Below are 25,910 nucleotides of genomic sequence, written 5' to 3'. Positions count from 1 at the left end.
TGCTTTCAAGGCGCAGCGCCTGGAACCGGCCTTCGCTTTGCTCGCAAAGCTCCAACAAGTCAGGCACCTTTTCATACCACAGCAGATGACCCTCTGCTGTTACTTCACAAACACCACGGTCTTGTTGCCATCAACGATGACCCGGTCTTCTAGGTGCCAGCGTACTGCCCGCAGCATTACCTGCCGCTCCACGTCCTGACCCAGCGATTTGAGCTCGTCAGCGGAATGTCGATGACTGACCCGCTGCACGTTCTGCTCAATGATCGGGCCCTGATCCAGATCTTCCGTCACATAATGGCTGGTGGCACCGATCAGTTTGACGCCACGATCGTGGGCCTGCTGATACGGGTTGGCGCCCACAAAGGCAGGCAAGAAGGAATGGTGGATGTTGATAATGCGATGCGGATGGTGTGAAACAAACTCGCTGCTAAGAATCTGCATGTAGCGGGCCAACACGATCACGTCCACCTGTCCGTCCAACAGCGCCAACGCCTTGGCCTCCGCCTCGGCCTTGTTATCGCCGTTCACTGGAATATGGTGATAGTCGATCCCAAATCGCTCCACTTCACCGCGTAAATCCTCATGGTTGCTGATCACCATGGGGATGGTTGCTGGTAGATCGCCCCGCGAGGTTCGCCACAAGAGATCCATGATCACGTGGTCATGGCGTGACACCAGCACCGCCATGCGCTTTTTCTCGCTGGCGTAGCTGATCTGCCACTGCATACCGTAGGGTTCGGCAACACGGCTGGCGAAATTGTTACGCAGAGCGTCCCGGGAACAATCCAGCTCCGGCGTCTGGAATTCCAGACGCAAAAAGAAAGTGCCACCTCGCGCATCGCTGGAGTGCTGATCGAAATCGGTGATGTTGGCACCGTGGTTGAACAGAAAGGTACTGACGGCGCTGATAATACCCGGCTTGTCCGGGCAGGTTACCAGCAGGCGGGCCGTATTGGCGTCTTGCACTGTCATTGCGGGTCCTGGTAATCGGGCAGATTAATGACTAACGCCGAAATGCTCTTTGCGGAAGCTGGATGGGGTCTTGCCCGTCCACTTTTTGAAGGCACGGTGGAAAGAGCTGGCTTCACTGAAGCCCATCAACAGGGCAATTTCATCGATGCTCAGATCCGGCTTGGACAGGTAATAGACTGACGCATCCTTGCGGATGGAGTCCTTGATCTCCTGGTAGCTGGTATTGGCCTCTTTCAGCCGGCGGCGCAGGGTTTGCGGCGTCATGTTCAGTTTACCGCAGATTTCCGTGAAATCGGGGAAACTGTTGCCGTACTCGTTGGAAATGATCGCCCGGATTTGCGCCGGCAAGCCCACATTGTGGATATTGCCATCGAACAACTGGGCCAGGGAATCCTTGAGGAACTTGGAGAGAGACAGCTCGTTCTGCACCAGGGGCAGGTCGAGAAAGTCAGCACGGAAACTCACCGCATTTTCGTCGGCACTGTACTCGATGGGGCAATCGAACAGGAAACGGTGTTCCTCATCGTTTCTCACATCGGTGTAATCCAGCTTCACCAGCTGGGGTTCAATAGCCTTGCCCACCAGCCAGCTCATGAAACGCAGCCAGACAAAAAGGGACGTCTCGATGATCACTTCCCTAAAATCCAGGCGCGGGTCCGCCTTGACGACCAGCCGGGCGATGTCTCCTTGCCGCTCGATCCGGGAATGCATGCTCAGTTCGAACAGATCGTAAAAACGAATACCCCGCTCAATGGCCGCCCCGAGGGTCGGGCAGTTGATCACCGCGTGGGCCATCATTGAAAATGTGCCCGGCTTGGATTTGCGCCCCTGCCCGAAACCGAGAAACTCGTCTTGGGTCTGCTGCATAATCAGCAGCATCATCTTGATAAAGGTGTCGCGCTCGATGGTGCCGTCCGGATCATCCAGCAATTGCCGAGGAATATCACATTGATCAAGCAGATCAGGGATACTGGCACCGGACCGCCCTGCCCCCTGAAGCAACTTCACTACGCGATTGATATTGATTGTTCTGCGCTGGTACATCGACCGCCACCCTCACACCGTTGGCAATGCCAAAAAGCTGTCTCTATCAGAATCCAGTATCGTGATCTTCAATGATACCCGTTCCGCATCTCTCCGCAGGACCGTTCACGGGCCATCATAATAAAGAAACTGACCGTAATTAACACACTGTTTACCCTGGGCAGACCTGCGATTGTACTTTACCGCAACGAAAACTGCCTTGACGTGACATTCACTCTTGTTATCGGCTTGCCGTTACGTTACAAAATCAGTCATGAATGTTCTCGTTGTCGAAGACAATAAAGCTGTCAGTCTGATCATCTGCCGCATCATTGAAGAGCTGGGCCATGAATATGTGCTGGCAGCCGACGGTGAGGCAGCCTTGCGCCTTTATCGGCAACGGAACGTGGACCTGCTGATTCTGGACGTGGAACTACCGATACTGGACGGCTTCAGTGTGGCTCGGGAAATCCGCAACCAGAATGGCCAGACCCCCATCCTGTTCATCTCCGGCAACCACAGTGAGGCCTACCAGCAGCAATGCCTGGATGCCGGCGGCGAGACACTGATGCCCAAACCCTTGCGCCCCAGTGAGTTACGGCGCTGGCTGGAAGTCGCCTTCACCCAGTTAGCCTGCAGCAACCTGACTCCCTCCGGTGCGTCAGCCTGACCCCTGCCTCTACTCAGTCGCATCATCCATTACCGCCAGACTTCGCAACCAGTGGCGCCCACTTTCATCCACTTCTCTCGCCAGATTCAATACGCTGATACCCCGCATACGGGCATCTGCCACCAACGAATAGGCCTCACGTTGCAGCTGCTCCATGGCCTGCCGGTGCTGGGCCGCCAGGTCCGCGCAGGGTGGTGCCTGGTAGAGCCTGTCCAACGCTCGCAGGATCTGCTCACTGAAGCCCTGCAAACCGGGATCATGGCTTTCTGTCAGTAGCGCCAGGTCATCCGCCACATCCTTCAGCGCCTTCAAGGCATAAACCGCTTCACGCACCCTGGCACGCAAACGTTGCAGGCGCTGCTCCTGTCCCTCAGTCATGGGCTGCTGGGCCAACCGATTGGCATAGTCTGCCAGCTGCATTTCCAGATCCGTGACCTGACTATATTCCTCAAAGAAGCGGGACAGGGAACGTCCCTGCAGTGGGTTCCGGCAATAATCCCTGACCCGATCAATGAGAATGCCGGTTTCCCGTGCCAGCACCAACAGCGCAGGCTCTACCGATTGCGGGCTGATATCCGCGAACAGATCATGATGCCCTCGCTTGCCGATATGCGCTTCAATCGCTCGCTCCATAACACCCAGTAACGGCGCAAACACCACAATACCGATCAAGTTGAAGCCAGTATGGAAGGCCACCAGGCCATATAACGGATCATCGATACCCAACCAGCCCGAGACCTGTGGCCACACGGGCATCACCAGCAGAAAGGCCAGCAACGCCGTTCCCACGTTATAAAGCACATGAAACGCCGCCACTTGCTTCTTCTGCACGGACCCCTTGATCGCACCGAGCAGCAAGGTGCTGGTAGTCCCCAGGTCCGCACCGATCACCAGCGCCAGAGCTTCCGGCAAGGCAATCAAGCCGCCGTTTAGCGCCGATAGCGTAATCAGCATGGCTGCAGAAGAAGACTGGATGATGGCCGTCAGCAACACCCCGGCCAGCAGATACAGCACCGGTGGATAACCTTGCAGCCAGCTCACATCAAAGCGCTGGCCGACGCCTTCCACCGCCACCTTCATGGTATCCAGACCAAAGATCAGTAAGCCGAAAGCCAGCAAAAACAGGCCGGCAGAACGCCACATGCCTTTCGGCAGGAGCACATAACAGAGGGCACCGGCCCCCGCCAGCGGCAGGCTGACCGCAGAAAGCGAGAGTTTGAAGCCCAGCAGCGTTACTAGCCAGCCGGTTACTGTGGTGCCCAGATTGGCGCCCAGCATCACCGCCATGGCATGGCGCAGAGGGAGTATCCCCACCGACACGAATGCCAGCACCAATAACCCAACGAGAGAACTGCTCTGCATCACTGCTGTAATCAGGCCCCCTGCCACCACCCCTTTCAGGGTGGTGTTGGTGGACCGTTGCAGCCACTGGGAAGCCTTTTCGCTGAACAGGGTCTGCACCGCCTGTTCCACCAGTTGCATGGCAAACAGAAACAGACCCAGCCCGGCAATCATTGTCAGCACACTGTTCATCGCTGCGGCTCAATCATTCTTTTTCGTCAGTACTTGCCGATAGTGCTCAATACACTGGGGATCTTCCTGCGGGTATTCTGGCGCCAGCTCCTTCAGCGTATCCAGGAGCAACGCCGCCACCGCGGCTCTGGCATTTTTCTTGTCATCGTTGGGAATCAGATGCCAGGGAGCATGAAGGGTATGGGTTGGCACGAGGGTCTCGTTGACCAGCGATAGATAGGCGTCTCTTGCCAGCCAGCTTTCCACATCCGCCGCGTCAAACTTCCAGCGTTTGCGGGGCTTGTCCAAGCGCTTTAAGAGACGGCGACGCTGTTCTTCCTGCGAGGTATTCAGCCAGATCTTGATGATCCGGGTTCCTTCCCGGTGCAAGTGCTGCTCGAAGGCGTTGATGGCCTCGTATTTCAGCGGCCAGTCATCACTGCTGTGTTCGGTGACCGGCCACAACCGTTCAGCCAACACCGATTCATAGTGGCTGCGATTGAAGGCGACCACTTCCCCCCTGCCCGGCAGGTGGCGCCAAACCCGCCAGAGAAAATCATGATCCACCTCTTCACCCAGCGGTCGACTGAACCCATGTACCCGAAACGCGGCCGGATCCATGGCCCGGGCCAGGGTGCGAATCAGGCTGTCCTTGCCGGCAGCATCCAGCCCCTGCACCACCAGGAGCACCCCGTGACGTCGATTGGCAAACAGGCGCCGCTGGTATTCGTGCAGACCGTCCAGCACCGTATCGAGATCCTGTTGCGGTGGTTCCCTGAAATCAGTGGGTAAACTTTGTACGTTGAGGGTGGGCCCTGACGGCCAACCAAAGCGGTCCAGTTCCATGCGCACTCCCTTGGGTATACCGTATTGAGCATAAAGGGCAGCGTGAGCCAGGCAAACAGGAGATTTTCATGGAACCACGTATCAGCATGATCACCCTTGGCGTCAATGACCTTGCGACGGCGATCCGCTTTTATGAGCAGGGTCTCGGCCTGCCCCGCCGCCCCATGCCGGACGAAGCGCCCGTGGCGTTCTTTGAATTGAACGGCACCTGGCTGGGCTTGTTCGGTCATGATGCGCTGGCCGCTGATGCCGGCGTTGCGCCATCGGATCAGGGCTTTCGTGGCGTAGCGATGGCACACAATGTGGAAAGCCCACAGCAGGTCGACCAGTTACTGGCCCAGGCTCAGGAAGCCGGTGCGCAACTGATCAAGCCCGGACAGTCCACCGACTGGGGCGGTTACGCCGGCTACTTTGCCGATCCGGATGGTCACCTGTGGGAGGTAGCCTGCAACCCGCATTTCTGGGTGGGACCCCGCTAGCTGACGACTGACATCAACGTGTAGACATAAAAAAGCCCGGCACAGGGCCGGGCTTTTTTATCAGGCGGAACCTACGTTACTTGTAGATTTCGCCTTTTTCCGCTTTCTCCACCAGGGAAGCCGGCGGGTTGAAGCGATCACCATACAACTTGGCCAGCTCCTGGGCGCGGGCCGCAAAACCACGCAGACCACCCTCGTACTGGTTGATGTACTGGATCACGCCACCGGTCCAGGCCGGGAAGCCAATACCGAAGATGGAACCGATATTGGCATCGGCCACAGATTCCATAACCCCTTCGTCGAAGCATTTCACTGCTTCGATGGCTTCAACAAACATCATCCGTTCCTTGATGTCTTCGAACGGAATCTCTTTGTCACCACCAAAAGCGTCTTTCAGACCTGGCCACAGGTGCTTCTTGCCATTTTCCGGGTACTCGTAGAAGCCTTTGCCCTGGACTTTACCGGGACGATCCAGCTCTTCGACCATTTTCTTCATGACCACTTCTGCCGGATGCTCGGGCGGCAGTTCCTGACCTTCACGCTTGGCATCGTCACGGGCCGCCTTGCCGATCTTCAGGGCGGTTTCCATGTTGATCTCATCGATCAGGTTCAGCGTGCCTACCGGGTAACCGGCCTGCATGGCGGCCTGTTCAATGGACTGGGCATTGATACCTTCACCCAGCATGGCAATCCCTTCGTTGGCGAAGGTGCCGATCACGCGGGTGGTGAAGAAACCGCGGGCATCGTTGACCACGATGGGGGTCTTCTTGATCTGCTGGCAGTAATCGTAGGTTTTCGCCAGCGCTTCCGGGCTGGTGTCCTTGCCGGAAATGATTTCCACCAGCGGCATCTTGTCCACCGGGCTGAAGAAGTGGATACCAATAAAGTTATCCTGCTTCTTCACACCCTTGGCCAGGCCGGTAATCGGCAGAGATGAGGTGTTGGAGCCAAGCACGGCATCCGGCTTCACCACATCCTCGATTTCCTGGAATACCTTGTGCTTCAGTTCGGTGCTTTCGAACACCGCCTCGATCACGAAGTCCACCCCGTCCAGATCCTTGGCATCTGCCGTGGCATGGATCAGCGACAGGATCTGCTCTTTCTTCTCCTCGGTCATCTTGCCGCGGGAGATGTCCTTGTCGAGCAGCTTGCGGGAGTAATCCTTGCCCTTGTCCGCGTTTTCCTGGGAGATGTCTTTCAGCACAACCTTGGCGCCACTGCGAGCGGTCACATAGGCAATGCCCGCGCCCATCATGCCGGCCCCGAGGATACCGACTTTTTCGGCACGGAATTTCGGCACATCCTTGGGACGGCTGGCACCGGCGTTGATCGCCTGCAGGTTGAAGAAGAAGGCGGTGATCATGTTCTTGGCCACCTGGCTGGTAACCAGGGACACGAAGTAGCGACCTTCAATGGTGGAGGCATTGTCGAAATCCACCTGGGCCCCTTCCACGGCCGCAGACATGATCGCCAGCGGTGCCGGATAATTGGCGCCCTTGATCTGCTTCTTCAGGTTGGCCGGGAACGCCGGCAGGTTCATGGCGAACTTGGGATTCTTGGGGTCACCACCGGGGATCTTGTAACCTTTCTGATCCCAGGGCTGCTGGGCTTTGGGATTGGCCTTGACCCATTCGCGGGCCTTGGCCAGCATCTCGTCACGGTCAACAGCCAGCTCGTCGATCAGCCCCACTTTCTGGGCCTTGTCGGCTTTCATGCGCTGGCCCTGCATCAGCACTTTCATCAGGCCATCCTGGATACCCAGCATGCGGATCACGCGGGTGACACCTCCACCACCGGGCAGCAGACCCAGGGTCACTTCCGGAAGACCGAACTGGGCGGATTTGTCGTTGATGGCAACACGGTGATGACAGGCCAGGGCGATTTCCAGACCGCCACCCAGAGCCGTACCGTTCAGGGCAGCCACAACCGGCTTGCCGAGGGTTTCCAGCACGCGCAACTGACGCTTGATCTCGGTAACGTTATCCAGGAAAACCTGGCCGTCTTCCTTTTTCGCCTTAAGCAGGTCACGCAGATCACCGCCGGCAAAGAAGGTCTTCTTGGCGGAGGTGATGATCACCCCGGCAATGTTGTCTTTCTCTTTTTCCAGACGCTCCACGGTGGCTGCCATGGACTTGCCGTACAGCTCGTTCATGGTGTTCGCGGACTGGTTGGGATCATCCAGAATCAGGGTAACGATGTTGTCCGCGTCCTGTTCCCAACGGATTGCAGTTTGTTCACTCATGTTCTTTCTCCGAATTCGTTCGACGCGGTTTACAGACGCTCAATGATGGTGGCGATACCCATGCCACCGCCCACACACAAGGTGCACAGCGCGTACTTCTTGTCGCGACGTTCGAGTTCATCCAGCGCGGTGCCCAGGATCATGGCGCCGGTGGCACCCAGTGGGTGGCCCATGGCGATGGAACCGCCATTCACGTTGGTCACATCCGGGGTGATGTCCATGTCCTTCATGAAGCGCATGGCCACGGCGGCGAACGCTTCGTTGATTTCCCACAGATCAATATCGCTAGCCTTCAGGCCGGCCTTGGCCAGTGCCTTTTTGGCAGCCGGGCCCGGACCAGTCAGCATGATGGTCGGATCGGCACCACTGATCGCTGTGCAGACAATACGGCCACGAGCCTTCATGCCGTAATCCTTGCCAACCTGCTCGTTACCCAGCACGACCAGTGACGCGCCATCCACGATGCCGGAAGAGTTACCGGCGTGATGGACGTGATCGATCTTTTCCAGCCAGTGGTATTTCTGCAGAGCCACCGCATCGAAACCACCCATTTCGCCCATCATGGCGAAAGACGGATTCAGACCGGCAAGGCCATCGGCGGTGGTGCCGGCGCGAACGTGCTCGTCGCGATCCAGTACGGTCAGGCCGTTGAGGTCTGTCACTGGTACCACAGAATTTCCGAAGTAGCCTTTTTCCCAGGCAGTGGCAGCCCGCGCCTGGGATTCGGCAGCGAATTCATCCACATCACGGCGGGAAAAGCCTTCGATGGTGGCGATCAGATCAGCGCCGATGCCCTGGGGGACGAAACCGGTCTTGTAGTTGGTAACCGGGTCCATGGCCCAGGCGCCACCATCAGAGCCCATGGGAATACGGCTCATGGCTTCCACACCACCCGCCAGAATCAGATCATCCCAACCGGAAGCCACTTTCTGGGCACCGGTGTTCACCGCTTCCAGGCCGGAAGCACAGAAACGGTTCAGTTGATAACCTGCCACAGTATCCGGCAGACCCGCAGCCAGCGCCGCAGTCTTGGCGATACAGGCGCCCTGATCACCCACCGGGGTAACCACGCCCAACAACAGATCATCAATACGGTTGGTGTCCATATTGGGGAAACGGGCTTTCACTTCATCGATCAGGCCGACCACCAGGTCCAGCGGCTTCACCGTATGCAGTGAGCCATCTTTTTTACCCCGACCACGGGGAGTACGGATGGCATCGTAAATATAGGCTTCGGTCATGGAACCTTCCTCTTGCCTCAGGCAGATGTCAGCTCAGCTGACGGGTTGTGAAGGGCGGCACCTGTCAGTGCATGGGTTCAATCATGCGCAACAAAGTGACAGGTACCGGCCAAATGTAGACCGCAGAGATTGCCCTACACGCGCCCGTCACTCAATGACAGGAGTTAACAGCCTGGGTGAGCGGAACGGGCAGTGGTTAACCGCTTGATATGCAAGGCGTCTTGAGGGCCAATGCGAGTCGCTCGAGAGATGGTAAGGTCCGGACATTCGTTTCAGGAGAATTCGCTATGTCCCATAACACCGAGGTGCTGCGCTCCCTGGCCGCTTCCGCCCTGCAGCAGGGTCGCGGCATTGCCAGCAAAGGCCACCGCAAGACACCCCAGGAACCCCTTGAACTGTATGACATGGAAGGCTGCCCGTTTTGCCGCCTGGTTCGCGAAGCATTGACGGATCTGGACCTGGATGTAGTGATTTTCCCCTGCCCCAAGGGGGGTGAGCGTTACCGCCCGCTGGTGGAACGCCTGGGTGGGCGTCAGCAATTCCCCTATCTGATGGACCCGAATACCGGGGCCGCCCTTTACGAATCCGCCGACATCATCGACTACCTGTACCGGGAATACGGCGGCCGCCCGGCGCCGCGCCGCTGGCTGGTTCGCAGCCTGCGCACGGCCGCGGCGGTGTCCGCCTCTCTCCCTCGCGCCTCCCGCGGTCTACGCGCCCAGGACAGCCAGGTGCCGGAACAGGCACTGGAACTCTACTCGTTCGAAGCCAGCCCTTTTGCCAGGCTGGTCCGCGAACGCCTCACCGAGCTGCAACTGCCCTACCTGCTCCGCCAGTGCGGCCGGGATCAGTGGCAAGACTGGGTGCTGCCGCCGCTACGTCGACGCCTTCTTGATGACTACGCACCCCGCCAGCGGAACCGAATTGCCCTGATGGAACGGGCCGGCCGCATCGCCGTTCCCTACCTGGTAGATCCCAATACTGGCGCAGAACTATTCGAATCCGCGGACATTCTGGATTACCTGGATCAGACTTACGGTCGATAATCGCAACCCGGCGCATCAACAAATGGTGTGCCGGACACTTCTCCCTTCCCCGGATTAGTGCTATATAAAGCACTGAGAACCCCCTTTAATTCTGTAAAGAGAGTAGCACCATGGGTCGTCGACATTTTGATGACTATGAACCGGACGATTGGAACGAAGAACACAAGCGCGCTGAACGTGAACGTCGCAAACGTGATGCAAAACGTCATCGGCACGATTCAGAGGACAAAAGTGACTCGCGCGAAAGCCGCGATTCGCGTCCTTACTGAAACAGGTTCCATCTCGGGAGCATTCGCTTCCAGGTCTGAAAACCGGGCTTCATGGATGAAGCCCCTCTCTCGTTTTGGCTAATTATCGCCGTAACGGCTGGCAAGAGTGGTCAGTGCCGCAGCCGTGTTCTCATCCGCCAGAAGTTTGAATCCACCTCGCCAGTGTCCATTGGGCAAATAATCATGCCAGCGGTGTTCCGCCATCACTGTCAATTCACGGTGGCCCGATAAAGCTAGCGGTAATTGCAGTAGTAGTGACTGGCTGCCCTGAGGTGGCGTACCACGCCCGGTAAGGCACAGGCCCTCGTCAGTCAGATTGAGAATATGCCCCACCGGTTTTCGATCGATGGAAGCCCGGACATTCAGTCTCAGTCGAGGCCTGCGGAAACGTCGTCGTTCCATAACTACCTCTCGGGAAGGGTCTCACTGCCAGTTTCTGCCCGCTTTGTGTACCATGCAAGCATGAACTAACGGGTTTTGTGGAGCAGTTCCATGGCCACCAATGACGATGATCTGTTCCGCCAGGAAATGGCGGATGTGACACCGATGAAACCGGATAATCGCGCGACCCAGCCCCGGTCCAAGCGCCCAAACAGTCTGCGCGAACAGCTGCGCCGCGCCGCCGCCATGGACGATCGCCAGGATCGCAATCCCCTCACCGTGCCGGAACAGGTCCCCCGGATTGGCCCCACCGACATTGTCGGAGTCAAGAAAAACGGTGTTCAGGAAGGGGTGTACCGTAAATTGCGACTGGGCAAATACGATGCCCAGGATCTGCTGGATCTGCACCGGGTACGCCTGATGGATGCCCGTGACCGAATGCAGACCTTTCTGATGAAAGCCCACGAACAGGGCTTGCGGTCCGTGCTGATCAACCATGGTAAAGGCGTACACAGCGAGCGTCCCGGTTTCCTGAAAAGCTACGTAATGCACTGGCTCGAGGAGAGTCAGCTGGTACTCGCCTTCCATTCCGCCCCACAGAATCAAGGCGGCAGCGGCGCCACCTATGTGCTGATCAGAAAAAGCAGTCAGTCACGGCAGCGCAATAGGGAGTTCTTTATGGAGGCGGGAAAGAACAATAGAAGCAGTTGATAATTGAGAATGGATAATTGATAACTACGCGCCAACAGACTTTGGGTACTTAACCGCTGGAGGCCGCGACCTTACTTTGGGACGCGGCCTCCAGCACTCTAATTAGCTGCCTTGCCTATTCCGCGCCGTTATCAACTATCCATTCTCAATTATCAATTCAACCCTCACCTTCTTATCCGGTTAATCCCGTTGATCGCCGCCACCCGATACGCTTCCGCCATGGTCGGGTAGTTGAAGGTGGTGTCGATGAAGTACTCCAGGGTGTTCAGCTCACCGGGCTGGCGCATGATGGCCTGCCCTACGTGGACAATTTCCATGGCCTGATAGCCGAAGCAATGGATACCCAGCACCGCCAGGGTCTCCCGGTGAAACAGGATTTTCAGCATCCCCACCCGCTCACCGGTAATCTGCGCGCGGGCCAGATTACGAAAGAAGGCCTGCCCGACTTCATAGGGCACCTTGGCTTCGGTGAGCTCCTGCTCGTTACGCCCCACACTACTGATCCCCGGAATGGTATAGATCCCGGTAGGCACGTCGGTCACCTGCCGTACTTCATCGCCAGCAATGGCCGCCGCACAGAAACGGCCCTGATCATAGGACGCACTGGCAAGAGATGGCCAACCCACCACATCGCCGACGGCATAAATACCTTCCACCTCGGTCTGGTAGCGCTCATTGACCTGTAATTGCCCGCGGTTGTTGGGTTTCAGCCCGGCGGCTTCCAGCCCCATGTCCTGAGTGTTGCCGGAGCGACCATTACACCAAAGCAAGGCGTCAGCGCGCAGTTTCTTGCCGGAATGCAATTCCAGGGTGACGCCCTCATCGTCGGCAACAACCCGCTGGTACTCCTCATCCTGACGAATGGTGCAGCCCTGCTCGCGCAGGTGATAACTGAGCGCATCGGAAATTTCCGTATCCAGAAAATCCAGCAGATGCTGCCGTGAATTCACCAGGTCAACCCGGATCCCCAGACCGGTAAAGATGCAGGCATATTCCGAGCCGATCACCCCCGCCCCATAGATGATGATATGGCGCGGCGTATGGTCCATGGTGAGAATGGTATCGGAGTCGTAGATACGGGGATGATCAAAATCCACATCCTCCGGGTGATAGGGCCTTGAGCCGGTAGCAATCACCACGTTACGGGTTTTCAACAGATGCAGCCGCCCTTCCCGGTCTTCCACCCTCACCTCATTGTTGCCAAGCAACTCACCCCTTCCACCAAACACCGTCACCCGGTTGCGGATATAGAAATCCGTGCGCACCTGGACCTGGGAATCGATCACCTCACGGGTTCTGACAATCAGGTCCTGCCAGCGGACTTCTCTGGGATTGATGATGCCGCGAAGTAACGGATTGCGCTGGGTACGGATCACCTGGCGGACCAGATGACGAAGCGCCTTGGAAGGGATCGTTCCCCAATGTGTGCAGTTGCCGCCCAGGGACTTCTGGTCTTCGACAATGGCCACTCGCAGGCCTTTTTTTGTCGCCTGCATCGCCGCCGCTTCACCGGCCGGCCCGCTACCGATCACCACCAGATCCCAACCCGCACTGATATCCATTCACTTCTCCTTTCCACGACAGCACTATTATAGGCATGTCCCCTCGCTCGCACGAGTAAGACCAAAGCAGAGGCCTGACCATGTTGGCCAAGACTGGCATGGTGGGGATAGAGGAAAGAATCGTTTCAATTCAATAACAGGAGCCTGACATGGAAGAGCGCAGCGAACAAAAGCCCTCGAAGTTGGCCCGTGGCGGCAAAACGACAGGACGCTGGCTGGTGGCCCACCCGATCGGGGCCCTGCAGATTCTGGCAGTGATACTGGTATCAATTATCGTGCTTCAGAATCTGGAGCCCACCAGCATCGACATCCTGTTCTGGACACTGGTGGACATCCCCAAATTGCTGCTCTTGCTAGCAAGCATGCTGGCCGGGGGGCTGATCTGGGAGCTGTTGCGGCGCAGCCTGCTACGCCGCCGCAAGGCGCCGGCGGCGCCAAAACAGTAATAGCAGGCTGGAGAACAGGCCGAGACTCCAGCTTCCAGCGCTGGTGTCTTCCTGTTCTCCCGGGTATGTGATGGTGAAGGTGGCTGCCGCTGACGTACTACCACAGTAATCCTCCACTTCCAGAGTGAAGCGGTCCTTGAACGGACTGAAGTTGCTATCAGGGATGTATGTCACGGTGCGTGCGTCAGAATTTATGATTATCCCCGTGCCCTGAGCGCTACCCGTTTCATTACTACGTTTAGTAAAATTAGGCTCATCCTTGATTCTAAGCGTTGGCCAATTGATGGAACTCGCGTCACCATCGGGGTCATCAGCAGTAATCTTAAAGGTTACCGATTCACCAGGACGGCTACTGCGGGTCTGCCCAGTGATACTCGGTGCCTTGTTGGTGATACTCATGCTGACAGAAGCATCTGAGGACTGCTGGGCCGGGTTCGCGTTGTCTTCAAAGTTGTACAGGAAAACCAGCCGAGGCGTGTCTCTCTCATCATCATTGAGGGCTTCACAAACTGCATCCTTGGCTGGATCTATTGAATCTGGAATGAAGCCCTGGTTTGAAGGAGTGAACAGGACGATACAATTTTCGGCCACATCTCCATCATCGTAATTGTCCGGATTGCGATTGATAAAACGCTGAGGAAGCGGATCGCCGCATTTCACGTCATAGCCATCAACCGATTCGCTGTAAAATTCCCAGACAAACTCAATGGTGGTGCCATCGGCTTGGGATCCACTACTACCAAGAACATAACGGCGGGTCGCTGAGTCATACGTGTAAGAGCCGGCCGCCGGATTGACCTCCTCTTCCCCGCCGACAATATCAAATTGTGCCGGAGTGAAAACGAACCTGTCGTCCAGTAACGCACCATTTCCATCAAGTAGCTGGATCTCGGCTCCATCACTCGGCAAATCATTATCAAAGACGTCTATCAGGACACGGCGGTCTGGAGCACGCTGGTTATTGGCCTCATCATCAGAAGCGGTAATCTGTTGATATTCGAATGCCCCACGGTCGCACTCCCCCCGGACGTCCTGGCAATACCACGCAAATCCGTGGCACGGCATCGCAGCGGGGTTGAGGTACCAGATTGCAGATCGTCTTCGTTGCCAGCATCAATGATTAATGCATCGTTGAGATCAGCAGCAACGAGATACGGAGGCGTATAGTCCGTAGAACTACCCGACTCAACGGCAAGGTCAGTGGACATGCCCGCGGTTCCACCTTCCCCATCATCATTGTTCTCATCTGTACCACTTGCCGTACATGCAGCGTCTGAAAACAGGTTATAAACGCTATCGCGCAATTCCCCGGTACCTGTAGAGCAACTGGCTCCACTTGCCGCAACAATACTGTTTGCTAGGCTGACCGAGGCTTCAGAATCCCCCAGTTCAATACCATTTCCCGGAGCATTATTCACGAAGGTCAGATTCATCAGACGGACATTAATATCCACGCCGCTGAGATCCAGGGCCGAGCCTTTCGGTGCACTGTTATCCACAAAGGTACTGTTGGAAAATGCAATAAAATTGCCAGTTGGAATATTCAAATCAAAGGCGCCGCCCTCAACGTCAGCATGGTTGTTCTCAAACGTTGTATCAACAGCGGCAAACCGGAAACTCTCTCCATTCTGAGCTGTGGTTGCCATAACACCACCGGATTGCAACGCCTCATTACCTGTCACATAGGCACGATTGAAGGACACCTGCTTTTCATTGCCGGCGTTGGCCCGTACATAGATAACCCCGCCGGAACGGTCTGCCCGGTTATTGCGAAGTACAACCCGGTCGAAAACCACGGAGCCGCCGGTAATGATTGCACCGCCAAATCCCTGATCACCAACGGGGGTACCTCCAGGCACTGAGGCATTACCGTCTTCCAGCTGGAGATAGCGAAACAATACATTGGGATGGCCATTGCTAACTGGCGCTCGCACTTCGAACAATCGACTCTGCCCATCCCCGATAATTCGGGTAATGGTGTCTTCAGCATCCGGCTCTGCATCATCATCATTGCGAACACCCTTGCCGACCAACTCGACACTGCCCCCCTGGATGACCAGGGTGCCTTCCAGATGGATATCACCAGCAGGTAGCAGGATGCGGTCTTCGCCTTTGGCACCGAAATCACAATCCGGGCTACTGAAAGTGGCCGCATTGGCCAACGCTTCTCGCAAGGTGCACAGGCCATCGTTGGTAATGGAGGGGTTATCATCGAGCAGGGAGTTCACTTCAATATCAGCTGCCAACACTGTGCCCGATAGCATAACAGCAAGGGCAACAAGCCCTGAACGCCACCGACGCAGCAGGCCACTAGCGATCAACGTCAAAAATGCCAGGACTGAAAAAGAACCGCCGCTGTTGCCACCTAGAATGCTCTTGGACTCTGTAAGACCACTGGCCGGTTGCGCCACCATATTGGCGATTTCACTCTGATCCAGACCAATATCGGTGCCACCGGCAAAGGCATGCCGGGAAACCACATAACGAATCTGGTCTACGCCGTGAAAACTGCTGTCAGGGGAATAACGAATACGAGGATAGCCTTGGTCATCAATTTCCACTGATGCCCGTCCACGCTCAGGGGCAACAATAATCGTCATGCAACGTTCGAGTACTTCTTGCTCAAGACAGGCACTATCAATGGCCGGGCAGGTGCCTTCATCAATAATGATCTGTTCCAGACGTCCACAATCCACCATGGTGTCATTTCTGTCGTTTTTCAGCACATCACCGAGTACTGTCCGGCCGCTAATCAGATCAATCTCATCCGGTTGCGCCAGTGCACGCAGAAATTCCACCGCGCCCACGTCACAACGTCCACCAGCACCACCCCGCGATTGACCGCGCATGTCTTCCTTGGCACATTGATCTACCGTTTCCGGGTTACCGCGATCGAACAGGCTGGGAGTCGCCTCCGGTATTGTCGTATCCAACCCGGCGGGTTCCGGGTTAGGGAGAAAGCCAGGAAAATTTCCGCCCAGCTCCTCGGCAGGAATCGGCATGCAGGCTCCGGAGCCGGTCCCCACGCAAGTGACACGACTCATCGTTGCCTCATTCCAGCCAAGCAGTACTTCAGCCGTTGCCCCGTTCGGGTCCAGTGTCACCGGCGTCCCTTCGGTCTGCTCCCGCGGCAAGGGGCATGTCGCATCGTCGGTAATGGTGTAAAGCAGGGTGGCATCGGCATCGTCAATTCCATCCAGCGCAGTACCCGCACAAGCGCCAGCGCTGTTACCCGCCAGCACCGTATTGAAGATAAAAGCGGTACTGAAAGCTTCAGGCGGATCTGCATTCGGGTCGGTCGGCACATCCAGCTGAGCTTCGTCAAGATGCAACGCCAAGCCTTCGTTGAAAACAATCGTCATATTCTGCAGCACAAGCTGGTGCTTTGGCGCTACCAACTGAATCACGCCACCACTATTGTTGGTGATAGTTCCATTCGTCAGATCAAAAAGAATCTGCTGGTCTTCATCTCCATCAAGATAGAACAGGCCACCATCAGACTCCGATTCATTACCTGCCATGTAAAAACGGTGACCGGTAATTTCCCCATCAAATTCGGCAGACGTTGCTATCACGGCACCGTTGCCGCTGGCCACATTGTCTTCGAACAGCGTGCTTTCCGGAAAGTCCAGATTGCTACCGTTCTCAAGGTATACCGCGCCACCGTTGACCGCTTGGCCTCCACGCAACTCGACATTCTCTGCTAAGCCGAGCCCACCCCGAGCCAGGATCAACCCACCATTTTGGTCTGCCGGATCGATTTCATGATTCGCCGAGCCTTCCTGCAGAACAAGATTACTCAGCGTCAGCGAACCTCGCTCCAGCAGGAACAGGCGGCTGTTGCCGCCCGCCGAGATGACCGGCTTTTCCTTGTCTTCCGCTTCTTCAAAGCTGTCCAGAAACACATCAATTCTGATACTCGGCGAAATAGGAGTGTCATCGCCCTCATTAAGATCGACAGGCACTTTCACAACGATCTCTACTAGACAGTCATTTTGGGCTGTTATAGTACATTCGGGGTCCAGAACTTCTTTTGTCTGATCAATAAACTTGATTTTCCTGCCCCCCAAGGGAAGCTCCCCTTCGGTCAACAGGTACGTCTCACCTTCAAGCAAGCGAATGGTGTCATTACCAGTACCCGCCTCACAGGCCCCGACGCTGACTTGGTAACTGATCGCATAGATGGCTTCGCGCAGAGTGCACAAACCACCGCTGGATGCTGCTGTCACCTGGTAATAGCTATCTGCCGGAGTGAAATCGGGGGCATCATTTTCTGTATAAATGACACGATCTGCAGAAACGGCCACATCGTCCGTGGTCTCGATCTTGTAAACGGTTGCCTGGGAGGTGACGGCTGCGAGAATAAGGGCGCAGCCCGCAAGGGTTTGCCAAAGCGCAGTGTGGCGCATGTTGTGCTCCTTGCAGGCTTTTTTGTGCCTGGCGTTATTGTTCTAATCTGGATCCAAAATCCGGCAATACTCAGATTGCCGGAAACGTAACCTGATGTAATGAATCATCAATATACCGGTTACTTGCGTAGCAAACTGTTGCTTCTTCGTTAAGCGACCCTTTTTACCACCCCAGCGCATCCTTGACAAAGGGAATAGTGACCGAGCGTTGTTGCGCGAGGGCCATACGGTCAAGGCGGTCCAGCAGCGCCATCAGCGCCCCAGTGGCTGCGCTCGCTGCGCAACACGATATAGTGAGCTACATCCTGCTCAATCCGCAGCCCACGGGCCTTGGCTCGCTCTTGCAACACTTTTTGCATATCACCATCTTCCAAAGGGCCAAGCCTGTATACCGGCCCGGCGGCCAAGCGGGTGGCCAGATCCGGCAGCAACAGGCCGGCAGCGGCCGGAGAGGCATTGGCGGTCACCAGAAGGCGCCCGCCCTGCGCCATCAGACGGTTGTAAAGGTGAAACAGGGCTTCTTCCCAGGCCGGATCGCCGGCAAAGCGCTGACAATCATCCAGCGCCAACAGATCGAATTGTTCCATGGCCTCCAGCACCGCCGGCACCAGCGGCAGTAGCTCGCTGGCAGGCAACAGGCAAGCATCCATGCCCTGCTGCTGGGCCAGACGAACCGCCCCTTCCAGCAGGTGGCTCTTGCCCTGCTGTTCCCCGCCCCAGATAAAGGCCTGCCGGTCTGCACCCAGCACCACTTCACGGACACCGGCCAGCGCGGCCCCGTTGGGGCCGGAAAGGAAGTTGGAGAGGTTATTTCCCTCACGCAATTGCAGCGCCAGGGGCAGCTGTGCGCTCATGGATCAGGAACGCCAGCAGTAGCGCCACTGCGGCCCGGCGACCGACTCGTCCGGGCAGGGGCGCAATTGTCGGGAAAGCTCCAGCAGGCTACGTAGCTGGGAATCGCTGGCACCGAAATCCAGGCCGAAAGTCACGCCCTGATCAGTGGTCTGTACCAGCGAAACGGCCCGCATACCACTCAGCCCTGCCAGGAAAGCCTGGAGTTGATGCCAATCAGCGAGCGTTTCCACCTGCTCGACCTCCAACAAGGTGAGCCGCTCGGAAGCGCTGCTGGCCACCGCATAACGTTGGGCGAGCTGATCGGTCACCGCATCCACCAGCGTCGTCACCGCCTGCTCAGCGGAGGCACTTTTCTCACGGCCCTGGTCCAAGGTCTTCTTGCCCTGAAGCACACGCCAGCTCACCGTGGCCGGCGAGCCTTCATATAAGACGGCAGCGACAACAAGCTCATGGGGATAACGGTCGGAAGCGGACAGCAACTGATTATCGAAACGGCCGCGGACATCCGCTACGGTGACCGCATTGCGGTCTTGGCTGTCCCATTCGGGCACTACCAGGGAAAGCCCCCGACGCCGGGCTTCGCCAACCAGGTGGTCGCGCAGTTCATGCTCTCCCGCCACCATGTCTCCACGGCCGGCTCCCTGCTCTACCAACCAGATCAACACCTTAGGACGGGGAAAGCCCCATACCGGCGCCCCTGCTGCCGCCATGAAATCCATCAAGCCGCGAGTGTCATAGCGGACCATCAGTTGATCACCGTCGTAATCGTAGCGAGTGACCCAACGATCCAGCTGCGCCAGAGCCTGCTCTAATACCGGCTGCTCAAGCACCTGTTGTTTGCCACTCAGGCGCACCAGCATGTCCTTCAGCCCTTGCTGCAGAGCCTGCTGGCGCTGAGCCTCGCCACGGCTTTCCACCGTCAGCTCCACTGTATTCAGAGACTCTGCCTGGGCCACAAGGGCCAACCCCAACAACAATGCCACCATTCCAAGAAAACGCATGACCGCCCATTCCAACCTGAAAATTCAAGCGCGCTATTATCACTGATAACCCGCCGGGACGCGAGACGACTGAAAGCAGAGAGAGTGCAATCGCGCAAAGGATTTCTACTGGCACCGCGTGAGGCGCGTCGCCAGCGGCAATTCTGCCGGTTTGGCTGGAAAGATAGCCCCCTCACCCTTAAAATACGCGCCTTCACCAATCCGGAGCCCCCCATGACCGATCAGAAACGGCCGCTGACTTACCGTGACGCCGGTGTCGATATCGACGCTGGCAACGAGCTGGTAAAACGTATCGCCCCCGTGGCCAAACGCACCCGCCGTCCCGAGGTGCTGGGCGGTCTGGGCGGTTTTGGCGCCCTCTGCGAGCTGCCCAGCCGCTACAAGAACCCGGTTCTGGTAGCCGGTACCGACGGGGTTGGCACCAAGCTGCGCCTGGCCATTGATACCGGTCGCCACGACAAGGTAGGCATCGATCTGGTGGCCATGTGTGTCAACGACCTGATCGTGGGTGGCGCCGAGCCCCTGTTCTTTCTCGACTATTACGCCACCGGCAAACTGGATGTGGACACCGCCACCAGCGTTGTCACTGGCATCGGTGAAGGCTGCGAAATGGCCGGTTGTGCCCTGATCGGTGGTGAAACCGCAGAAATGCCGGGAATGTACGAGGGCGAGGATTACGATCTGGCCGGCTTCTGTGTCGGCGTGGTGGAAAAAGATGGCGTGCTGGATGGCAGCAAGCTCCAGGCCGGCGACAAACTCATCGGCCTCGCGTCCTCCGGCCCCCACTCCAACGGCTATTCGCTGATTCGCCGCATCATGGCCCAGTCCGATATCAACATCGAGCTGGAAGGCCAGCCCCTGATGGAGCATCTGCTGGCACCCACCCGCATCTATGTCAAACCCCTGCTGAAACTTATCGAGCAGGTGCCCGTGCATGCCCTGGCACACATCACCGGCGGCGGCCTGCCGGAAAACCTGCCCCGGGTGATGCCGGACAACACCCGTGCAGTTATCGACACCCGTAGCTGGGAATTCCCCGCCGTATTCAAGTGGTTGCAGCAAGAAGGCCAGGTCCCGGCTTTCGAGATGTACCGCACCTTTAACTGTGGTGTCGGCATGGTCATCGCCGTCCCGGCGGATCAGGTGGATGCCACCCTGGCATTGATGGAAGCCGAAGGCGAAGTCGCCTTCCTGATGGGTGAAATCCAGGCCGGCGAAGGGGAACCGGGAGTGGTGCTGGAAGGCCTGGCAGAGTGACGCACCGCCTTGCTGTTCTGATCAGCGGCTCAGGTACCAATCTGCAGGCCATCATGGCGGCCATTGATAGTGGCCGCCTGGATGCACAAATCGCAGTGGTACTGTCCAACCGTGCCGATGCCGGTGGCCTGAGCCGTGCCCAGCATGCCGGCATTGCCACCGAAGTACTGGATCATCGCCAGTACGACAGCCGGGAAGCATTCGACCAGGCAATGATCACCACCCTGGACCGTTACCAGCCCGGCACGGTGGTCCTGGCCGGTTTCATGCGCATTCTCTCTGCGCTGTTTGTCCGCCACTATGCCGGCCAGCTGATCAACATCCATCCCTCTCTATTGCCCAAGTACCGAGGGCTCCATACCCATGCCCGCGCTCTGGAAGCCGGCGATCAACAGCATGGCTGCTCCATCCATTTCGTCACCGAAGAACTGGATGGCGGCCCGCTGATCGCCCAGGCCCCGCTGGACGTCCTTGCGAACGATACCGTTGATTCCTTGTCCAAACGCGTACAACAACGCGAACACCTGCTTTATCCTCTGGTGTTGCAATGGCGTGCTGAACAGCGCCTGGAACTGAATCAAAACGGAGTCATGCTGGATGCCAAACCTCTCCCCGAACAGGGGTTTCAACTGGTCTAGCAGTCTGTTGCTGACATTGGCCCTGATGGCTCCGGCCAGCCATGCTGCGTCACCGGTTGCGCCTTTTTCTCTGGATTACAGTCTGAAGAGTGAAGGCATTCCTTTCACCGTTACGGCCACACGTACCCTGAAACTCATGCAGGACGGCCTGTGGAAAATGGAAGTGCAGGCCAAAAACTGGCTGGGCGAAATCCGCGAAACCACCCTGTTCGACTGGCAACAATGTATTCCCGAAAGCACGTTCTATGGCTACTACCGTCGTGGCCTGGGGCGGGTCAAGGAAGCCAAACTACATCTGGACCGGGAGGCCGGGGTCGCCGCCAGTGAACGCACGGATAAACCCACGCGCAACTACCCGATCACAGATCAAGCCACGGACGAACTCTCCGTCTCTCTGGCCCTGCAATGCTCTCTTCAGGCAGGCCAGCGTGACATCAAACTGCAGGTTGCCGATGAGCGCTCCATGGAAGCACACCGCTACCGTGTAGTCGGCGAGGAACATCTGAATATTGACGGCAAGCAGGTAGAGACAGTAAAAGTACAGCGCCAGCGCGGCACCAACAGCAAACGGCAGACCTACATGTGGTTTGCACCGCAGCATGATTATCTGCTCGTCCAACTGCTGCAGGAAAACAGTGATGGCGACCACGTGATGAAGCTGCAATCTATCGAGGGAGACTAACGGTGCGACGGATTATTCTTGCCTTACTGGTAGCCGCCAGCAGCGTAGCCGGTGCCGAACCACTGGCTCCTTTTGCGGCCGAATTCCGCATTTATGTGAACAAGCTGCCCACCCCGGTCAAGGCCGACCTGGTACTGGAACCGGCTGAAGGCAAAGACTATTACCGCATGCTGTTGAAGGCCAAATCCTTTCTGCTTACCAACACCGAAGAGAGTTATTTCCACTGGCGCGACTGTCAGCCCCGCACCAACCAGTATGTCCATGAATTCAAGGGCTTCGGCCAACACCGCTACCACCATATGGATTTCCAGTGGAACCCACCCATGGTCCACAACGAATCCGAGGACGATCAGGAAAGCCTGGAAATTCCGGAAAACACCCTGGACGAGCTAACCATTCTGCTGCGCGGGCGTTGTGTGTTTGCTACCGGTGACAAGGCCTACAAAGTCACCAGTGTCTACGGTGACAAGCTGCGCACCCATCATTTCGAGATCATCGACCGGGAAGTGATCGATACGCCCATGGGCGAAATCGACACCCTGCTGGTGGAAAAAAAGCGCGAAGGGGACAGCAAGGAGAAACGTCGCACCCTGTTCTGGGTGGCGCCAAGCCTGGACTACATGGTGGTCAAGGCCAGGCACATTGAAAGCACCCTGCTCAAGGCAGAATTGATCATGATTGATTACGACGGCCCGGATCTGCCGCCGTCGTCCTAGCAGCCCGCCCCCCCTCTGTAGGAGCGTCGCTGGCGGCGCGATAGTCCAACGCCTGAAAAGACGGATTTACCACAGAGGGCACAGATATCACTGAAGGAAAGAAAGGGTTTGCTCTGTGTGCTCTGTGCTCTCTGTGGTGAATTTTTTTGACCGACCCTGCTATCGACACGCCTACGACAAGGTTAGAAGCTGGCTTCAGGCCCGTGGCAGGGTGACACCGCGCTGGCCCTGGTATTTCCCGCCCCGATCCATATAAGACGTTTCACACACCTCATCGGACTCGAAGAACAACATCTGCGCCACACCTTCGTGGGCATAAATTTTTGCCGGCAGCGTAGTGGTGTTGGAAAACTCCAGGGTCACATGGCCCTCCCACTCCGGCTCCAGCGGCGTCACATTGACGATAATGCCGCAGCGGGCGTAGGTGGACTTGCCCAGACAGATGGTCAGCACATTACGGGGAATGCGGAAGTATTCCACAGTTCGTGCGAGCGCAAAGGAATTAGGCGGAATAATGCAGTAGTCGCCTTTGATGTCCACGAAGCTGCGCTCATCGAAAGCCTTCGGGTCTACCGTAGCGGAATGAATATTGGTGAACACCTTGAATTCATCCGCACAGCGCACATCGTACCCGTAGCTGGACACACCATAGGAAATCATTTTTTCGCCATTTTCATCCGCGCGGATCTGTCCGCTCTGAAAGGGCTCAATCATGCCCTTCTCGGCGGCCATGCGGGTAATCCAGCGATCCGATTTAATCGTCATTGTTGCGCCTCAAAATTCCGGGGTGGTTGGCGTTCAAGCAGATAATGGTATAGACGCCGAACGCCGGGCGCCAGATGTGGGGCGCCGCTAATTCGGCCCCGACATGTGGCGTTTGTTCAATGCTGCGTCACCTTGGGAAACGCCCGCTTGCCGCCTTCCGTCAGTGACAGTCTCGCTGCCAGCCGACGGGCAGCCTGGCGGTACAGGCCTGCCTCCTCGCTGTCCGGGCAGGCCGCCACCATCGGTTCACCGCTGTCTGCCTGTTCGCGGATACGCAAGGACAGCGGCAGGGCCGCCAGCACTTCGGTGTGATACTCACTGGCCATCTTTTCTCCACCGCCCTGGCCAAACACATGCTCATGATGGCCACACTGGCTGCAGATATGCACCGCCATGTTCTCAACGATGCCCAGCACGCGGATATCCACCTTGCGGAACATCTCCACGCCCTTGATGGCGTCCAGCAGGGCAATGTCCTGGGGCGTGGTAATCACCACCGCGCCGGCCACCGGAATTTTCTGGGCCAGAGTCAACTGGATATCACCGGTACCTGGCGGCAAATCCACCAGCAGATAATCCAGATGATGCCAACGGGTCTGCTCCATCATTTGCACCAGAGCACCACTGGCTTTCGGGCCACGCCAGACCACTGGGGTCTGCTTGGTGGTCAGATAGCCCATGGACATGGTCTGCAAACCATAGGCATCCACCGGCACAAAGTACTTACCTTCGAGTACCTCCGGGCGGGTACCGTCTGGCAACCCCAGCATCAGCGGCTGACTAGGGCCGAATACGTCCGCATCAAGCAGCCCCACCCGGGCGCCTTCCACCTGTAAGGCCAATGCCAGATTCACTGCCGTGGTGGACTTGCCAACGCCCCCCTTGCCAGAAGCGATGGCAATCACATTGGCCACCTGGTCCATGGCCGGCAAGCTGCTCTGAGCGCGATGCGGAATAATCTTCGCCGTCAGATCCAGGGCCAGCTCACGCCCTCCCAGCACCTCGCTCACATGCTCCCGGATCTGGGTCATTAGGTGCTCACGGATACCGTCAATCGGAAAACCAAGAACGATTCGGGCGTGGACGGTGCTGTCATCCACAGTCAGTGATTCAATGGCATCCACGGACGTCAGGCTGACACCCAGATCGTCGGGAATAAAACCGCCCAGTTGCTGTCGAATGCGTTGCTCGGCTGAACTCATAATGGCCTCCGTTTCGAGAGGTGCGATGATAGGGGCTAAGCCGTTAACAACCAAGCCACCTTCGCGGAAGTTATTCGTTGCACAAACGCGAACCATGGGGTGGTTATCCCGCTGTAAATGCGCAAAATAGAGTGCCGATTGCACGGCAGTACAAGGAGAGTCCATGAAACGCATCACCGCCGCATCCCTAATCGCCCTGGGAGCATTGAGCCTGACAGCCTGCAACGATGCCCCCCATCTTATCAATCACGGACCTGACAGCATCACCGTGTCCGGCAGTGGCGACATCTCAGCGCAACCGGATATTTTCCGCGTGGTAGCGACTGCCAGCGAACAGGGCGACGACATTGCCGCCATGAAATCCCGCGTCGACGACACCGTAGCCGATATGCTCGACCTGGCGGACGACCTGGATATTGAGGAAAAACAGGTGCGCGCCAGCGATCTGCGCGTTCAGCCGCAATGGCAATACCAGCCGGAGCGTAAACTGATCGGCCATCAGGTAAGCCGTGACGTCACCTTCCGGGCCAATGGCCTGGACACCTATACCCAGCTGCTCGACGGCCTGGCCAAGCAAGGTTTGCGGGATATTCGCCCGGCCGGCACCGAAGTCAGCAACGCCGACGAGCTGGCCAATCAGGCTCTGGAGAAAGCGGTGGCAGATGCCCGCCAGCGGGCCAGCATCATCGCCGAGGCCGCTGACCGGGAGCTTGGCAAGGCTATCCAGATCCAGGCCCAGGATTTCCAGCCCCCGCAACCGGTAATGATGATGGCACGGAGCGAGAAAAGCGGTAACGCCGACAGCTACCGGCCCGGCGAAACCGATATCACCGCCCGGGTCCAGATCACCTTCGAACTGGACTAGGGCCTGCTCCCACTAATTCCGAGGCCCCTGTTGCGGCCCAAAATGCGCCAATCTAGGCGCGAGGAGAGATGTTTGGTGTCTCCAAATGAACGACGAGCAACAACGAGTGGCGCATTTTGG

25 protein-coding genes are annotated in these 25,910 nt (G+C 57.3%); 10 read left to right on the top strand and 15 right to left on the bottom strand.

The genetic code is table 11. From position 1 onward, the window contains the following. Positions 1-99: 99 nt before the first annotated feature. Both purU and ACMG4M_RS07870 read right to left on the bottom strand, forming a co-directional pair. Positions 100-972: a formyltetrahydrofolate deformylase gene (gene purU, locus ACMG4M_RS07875; RefSeq protein ID WP_035249612.1), complete on the bottom strand. Its 873-nt coding sequence runs from the start codon at positions 970-972 to the stop codon at positions 100-102. Positions 973-996: 24 nt separating this feature from the next. Further along, positions 997-2,016, bottom strand: coding sequence for an AraC family transcriptional regulator (locus ACMG4M_RS07870; protein ID WP_272974958.1), 1,020 nt, complete (start codon positions 2,014-2,016; stop codon positions 997-999). A gap of 253 nt (positions 2,017-2,269) precedes the next feature. Here ACMG4M_RS07870 and ACMG4M_RS07865 point away from each other — a divergent pair, with 253 nt between their 5' ends. Then, complete coding sequence (locus tag ACMG4M_RS07865) at positions 2,270-2,665, top strand: response regulator (RefSeq protein WP_052043042.1); 396 nt, start codon at positions 2,270-2,272, stop codon at positions 2,663-2,665. Between the two features lie 9 nt (positions 2,666-2,674). Here the strand turns inward: ACMG4M_RS07865 and ACMG4M_RS07860 are convergent, their stop codons facing one another. Together ACMG4M_RS07860 and ACMG4M_RS07855 are read right to left on the bottom strand one after the other, a co-directional pair. Continuing rightward, positions 2,675-4,198 carry a Na/Pi cotransporter family protein gene (locus tag ACMG4M_RS07860; protein WP_290518950.1) on the bottom strand — a complete coding sequence of 508 codons (1,524 nt, stop codon included), beginning with the start codon at positions 4,196-4,198 and terminating at the stop codon, positions 2,675-2,677. 9 nt (positions 4,199-4,207) lie between these two features. After that, the gene (locus ACMG4M_RS07855; RefSeq protein ID WP_035249608.1) at positions 4,208-5,023 is read right to left on the bottom strand and encodes a PPK2 family polyphosphate kinase; all 816 of its coding nucleotides are present in this window, start codon (positions 5,021-5,023) and stop codon (positions 4,208-4,210) included. A gap of 68 nt (positions 5,024-5,091) precedes the next feature. Here ACMG4M_RS07855 and ACMG4M_RS07850 point away from each other — a divergent pair, with 68 nt between their 5' ends. Further along, positions 5,092-5,502 (top strand): VOC family protein, encoded by a 411-nt coding sequence (locus ACMG4M_RS07850; protein ID WP_272974961.1) that lies wholly within the window; start codon positions 5,092-5,094, stop codon positions 5,500-5,502. A gap of 76 nt (positions 5,503-5,578) precedes the next feature. Here the strand turns inward: ACMG4M_RS07850 and ACMG4M_RS07845 are convergent, their stop codons facing one another. Continuing rightward, positions 5,579-7,744, bottom strand: a complete 2,166-nt coding sequence (locus ACMG4M_RS07845; RefSeq protein ID WP_272979832.1) for a 3-hydroxyacyl-CoA dehydrogenase NAD-binding domain-containing protein — start codon at positions 7,742-7,744, stop codon at positions 5,579-5,581. A 29-nt stretch (positions 7,745-7,773) separates the two neighbouring features. Then, positions 7,774-8,985, bottom strand: coding sequence for an acetyl-CoA C-acetyltransferase (locus ACMG4M_RS07840; protein ID WP_272962981.1), 1,212 nt, complete (start codon positions 8,983-8,985; stop codon positions 7,774-7,776). A gap of 287 nt (positions 8,986-9,272) precedes the next feature. Here ACMG4M_RS07840 and ACMG4M_RS07835 point away from each other — a divergent pair, with 287 nt between their 5' ends. Then, positions 9,273-10,031 (top strand): glutathione S-transferase N-terminal domain-containing protein, encoded by a 759-nt coding sequence (locus tag ACMG4M_RS07835; protein ID WP_035249600.1) that lies wholly within the window; start codon positions 9,273-9,275, stop codon positions 10,029-10,031. 347 nt (positions 10,032-10,378) lie between these two features. Here ACMG4M_RS07835 and ACMG4M_RS07830 read toward each other — a convergent pair whose 3' ends face one another. Continuing rightward, the gene (locus ACMG4M_RS07830; RefSeq protein ID WP_156964908.1) at positions 10,379-10,702 is read right to left on the bottom strand and encodes a hypothetical protein; all 324 of its coding nucleotides are present in this window, start codon (positions 10,700-10,702) and stop codon (positions 10,379-10,381) included. 90 nt (positions 10,703-10,792) lie between these two features. Here ACMG4M_RS07830 and smrA point away from each other — a divergent pair, with 90 nt between their 5' ends. Continuing rightward, the gene (gene smrA, locus ACMG4M_RS07825; RefSeq protein WP_414431083.1) at positions 10,793-11,392 is read left to right on the top strand and encodes a DNA endonuclease SmrA; all 600 of its coding nucleotides are present in this window, start codon (positions 10,793-10,795) and stop codon (positions 11,390-11,392) included. Between the two features lie 164 nt (positions 11,393-11,556). Here the strand turns inward: smrA and sthA are convergent, their stop codons facing one another. Beyond that, entirely contained in the window at positions 11,557-12,954 is a 1,398-nt protein-coding gene (gene sthA, locus ACMG4M_RS07820; protein WP_414431082.1) for a Si-specific NAD(P)(+) transhydrogenase, read from the bottom strand. A 149-nt stretch (positions 12,955-13,103) separates the two neighbouring features. Here sthA and ACMG4M_RS07815 point away from each other — a divergent pair, with 149 nt between their 5' ends. Beyond that, positions 13,104-13,400, top strand: a complete 297-nt coding sequence (locus ACMG4M_RS07815; RefSeq protein ID WP_035249593.1) for a hypothetical protein — start codon at positions 13,104-13,106, stop codon at positions 13,398-13,400. Here ACMG4M_RS07815 and ACMG4M_RS07810 read toward each other — a convergent pair. The 5 genes from ACMG4M_RS07810 to ACMG4M_RS07790 all read right to left on the bottom strand — a co-directional run bounded on the left by ACMG4M_RS07810 (position 13,362) and on the right by ACMG4M_RS07790 (position 19,665). Further along, positions 13,362-14,309 carry an Ig-like domain-containing protein gene (locus ACMG4M_RS07810; RefSeq protein ID WP_414431081.1) on the bottom strand — a complete coding sequence of 316 codons (948 nt, stop codon included), beginning with the start codon at positions 14,307-14,309 and terminating at the stop codon, positions 13,362-13,364. The two genes, ACMG4M_RS07815 and ACMG4M_RS07810, sit on opposite strands and share 39 nt — an antisense overlap. A 20-nt stretch (positions 14,310-14,329) precedes the next feature. Next, a complete protein-coding gene (locus ACMG4M_RS07805; RefSeq protein WP_414431080.1) occupies positions 14,330-17,809 on the bottom strand; it encodes a hypothetical protein in 3,480 nt (1,159 codons plus the stop codon). 163 nt (positions 17,810-17,972) lie between these two features. Next, positions 17,973-18,035, bottom strand: a complete 63-nt coding sequence (locus tag ACMG4M_RS07800) for a hypothetical protein (protein ID WP_414431124.1) — start codon at positions 18,033-18,035, stop codon at positions 17,973-17,975. A gap of 4 nt (positions 18,036-18,039) precedes the next feature. After that, entirely contained in the window at positions 18,040-18,663 is a 624-nt protein-coding gene (gene hda, locus ACMG4M_RS07795; RefSeq protein ID WP_414431079.1) for a DnaA regulatory inactivator Hda, read from the bottom strand. Positions 18,664-18,666: 3 nt separating this feature from the next. Continuing rightward, entirely contained in the window at positions 18,667-19,665 is a 999-nt protein-coding gene (locus ACMG4M_RS07790) for a DUF2066 domain-containing protein (protein ID WP_272962986.1), read from the bottom strand. 213 nt (positions 19,666-19,878) lie between these two features. Here ACMG4M_RS07790 and purM point away from each other — a divergent pair, with 213 nt between their 5' ends. Genes purM through ACMG4M_RS07770 form a run of 4 tightly spaced genes read left to right on the top strand, consistent with a single transcriptional unit; the run spans position 19,879 to position 22,958 of the window. Further along, positions 19,879-20,922, top strand: coding sequence for a phosphoribosylformylglycinamidine cyclo-ligase (purM, locus tag ACMG4M_RS07785; protein ID WP_035249585.1), 1,044 nt, complete (start codon positions 19,879-19,881; stop codon positions 20,920-20,922). 53 nt (positions 20,923-20,975) lie between these two features. Beyond that, positions 20,976-21,560: a phosphoribosylglycinamide formyltransferase gene (gene purN, locus ACMG4M_RS07780; RefSeq protein WP_052043050.1), complete on the top strand. Its 585-nt coding sequence runs from the start codon at positions 20,976-20,978 to the stop codon at positions 21,558-21,560. A 7-nt stretch (positions 21,561-21,567) separates the two neighbouring features. Further along, entirely contained in the window at positions 21,568-22,242 is a 675-nt protein-coding gene (locus tag ACMG4M_RS07775; protein ID WP_414431078.1) for a DUF3108 domain-containing protein, read from the top strand. Positions 22,243-22,244: 2 nt separating this feature from the next. Then, positions 22,245-22,958 carry a DUF3108 domain-containing protein gene (locus ACMG4M_RS07770; RefSeq protein WP_035249580.1) on the top strand — a complete coding sequence of 238 codons (714 nt, stop codon included), beginning with the start codon at positions 22,245-22,247 and terminating at the stop codon, positions 22,956-22,958. A 195-nt stretch (positions 22,959-23,153) separates the two neighbouring features. On the opposite strand, the gene dcd is transcribed toward ACMG4M_RS07770, so the two are convergent. Together dcd and apbC are read right to left on the bottom strand one after the other, a co-directional pair. Next, positions 23,154-23,723 carry a dCTP deaminase gene (gene dcd, locus ACMG4M_RS07765; protein WP_035249579.1) on the bottom strand — a complete coding sequence of 190 codons (570 nt, stop codon included), beginning with the start codon at positions 23,721-23,723 and terminating at the stop codon, positions 23,154-23,156. A 116-nt stretch (positions 23,724-23,839) separates the two neighbouring features. Further along, the gene (gene apbC, locus ACMG4M_RS07760; RefSeq protein ID WP_414431077.1) at positions 23,840-24,925 is read right to left on the bottom strand and encodes an iron-sulfur cluster carrier protein ApbC; all 1,086 of its coding nucleotides are present in this window, start codon (positions 24,923-24,925) and stop codon (positions 23,840-23,842) included. Positions 24,926-25,088: 163 nt separating this feature from the next. Here apbC and ACMG4M_RS07755 point away from each other — a divergent pair, with 163 nt between their 5' ends. Beyond that, positions 25,089-25,790, top strand: a complete 702-nt coding sequence (locus ACMG4M_RS07755; RefSeq protein WP_272974971.1) for an SIMPL domain-containing protein — start codon at positions 25,089-25,091, stop codon at positions 25,788-25,790. Positions 25,791-25,910 lie beyond the last annotated feature (120 nt).

The sequence above is a fragment of the Alcanivorax sp. IL3 genome (genome assembly GCF_047495465.1).
In the GTDB taxonomy this organism is placed as follows: domain Bacteria; phylum Pseudomonadota; class Gammaproteobacteria; order Pseudomonadales; family Alcanivoracaceae; genus Alcanivorax; species Alcanivorax jadensis.
Note: the sequence above shows the minus strand (reverse complement) of the source record. Positions and strands in the feature narration are given on the sequence as shown.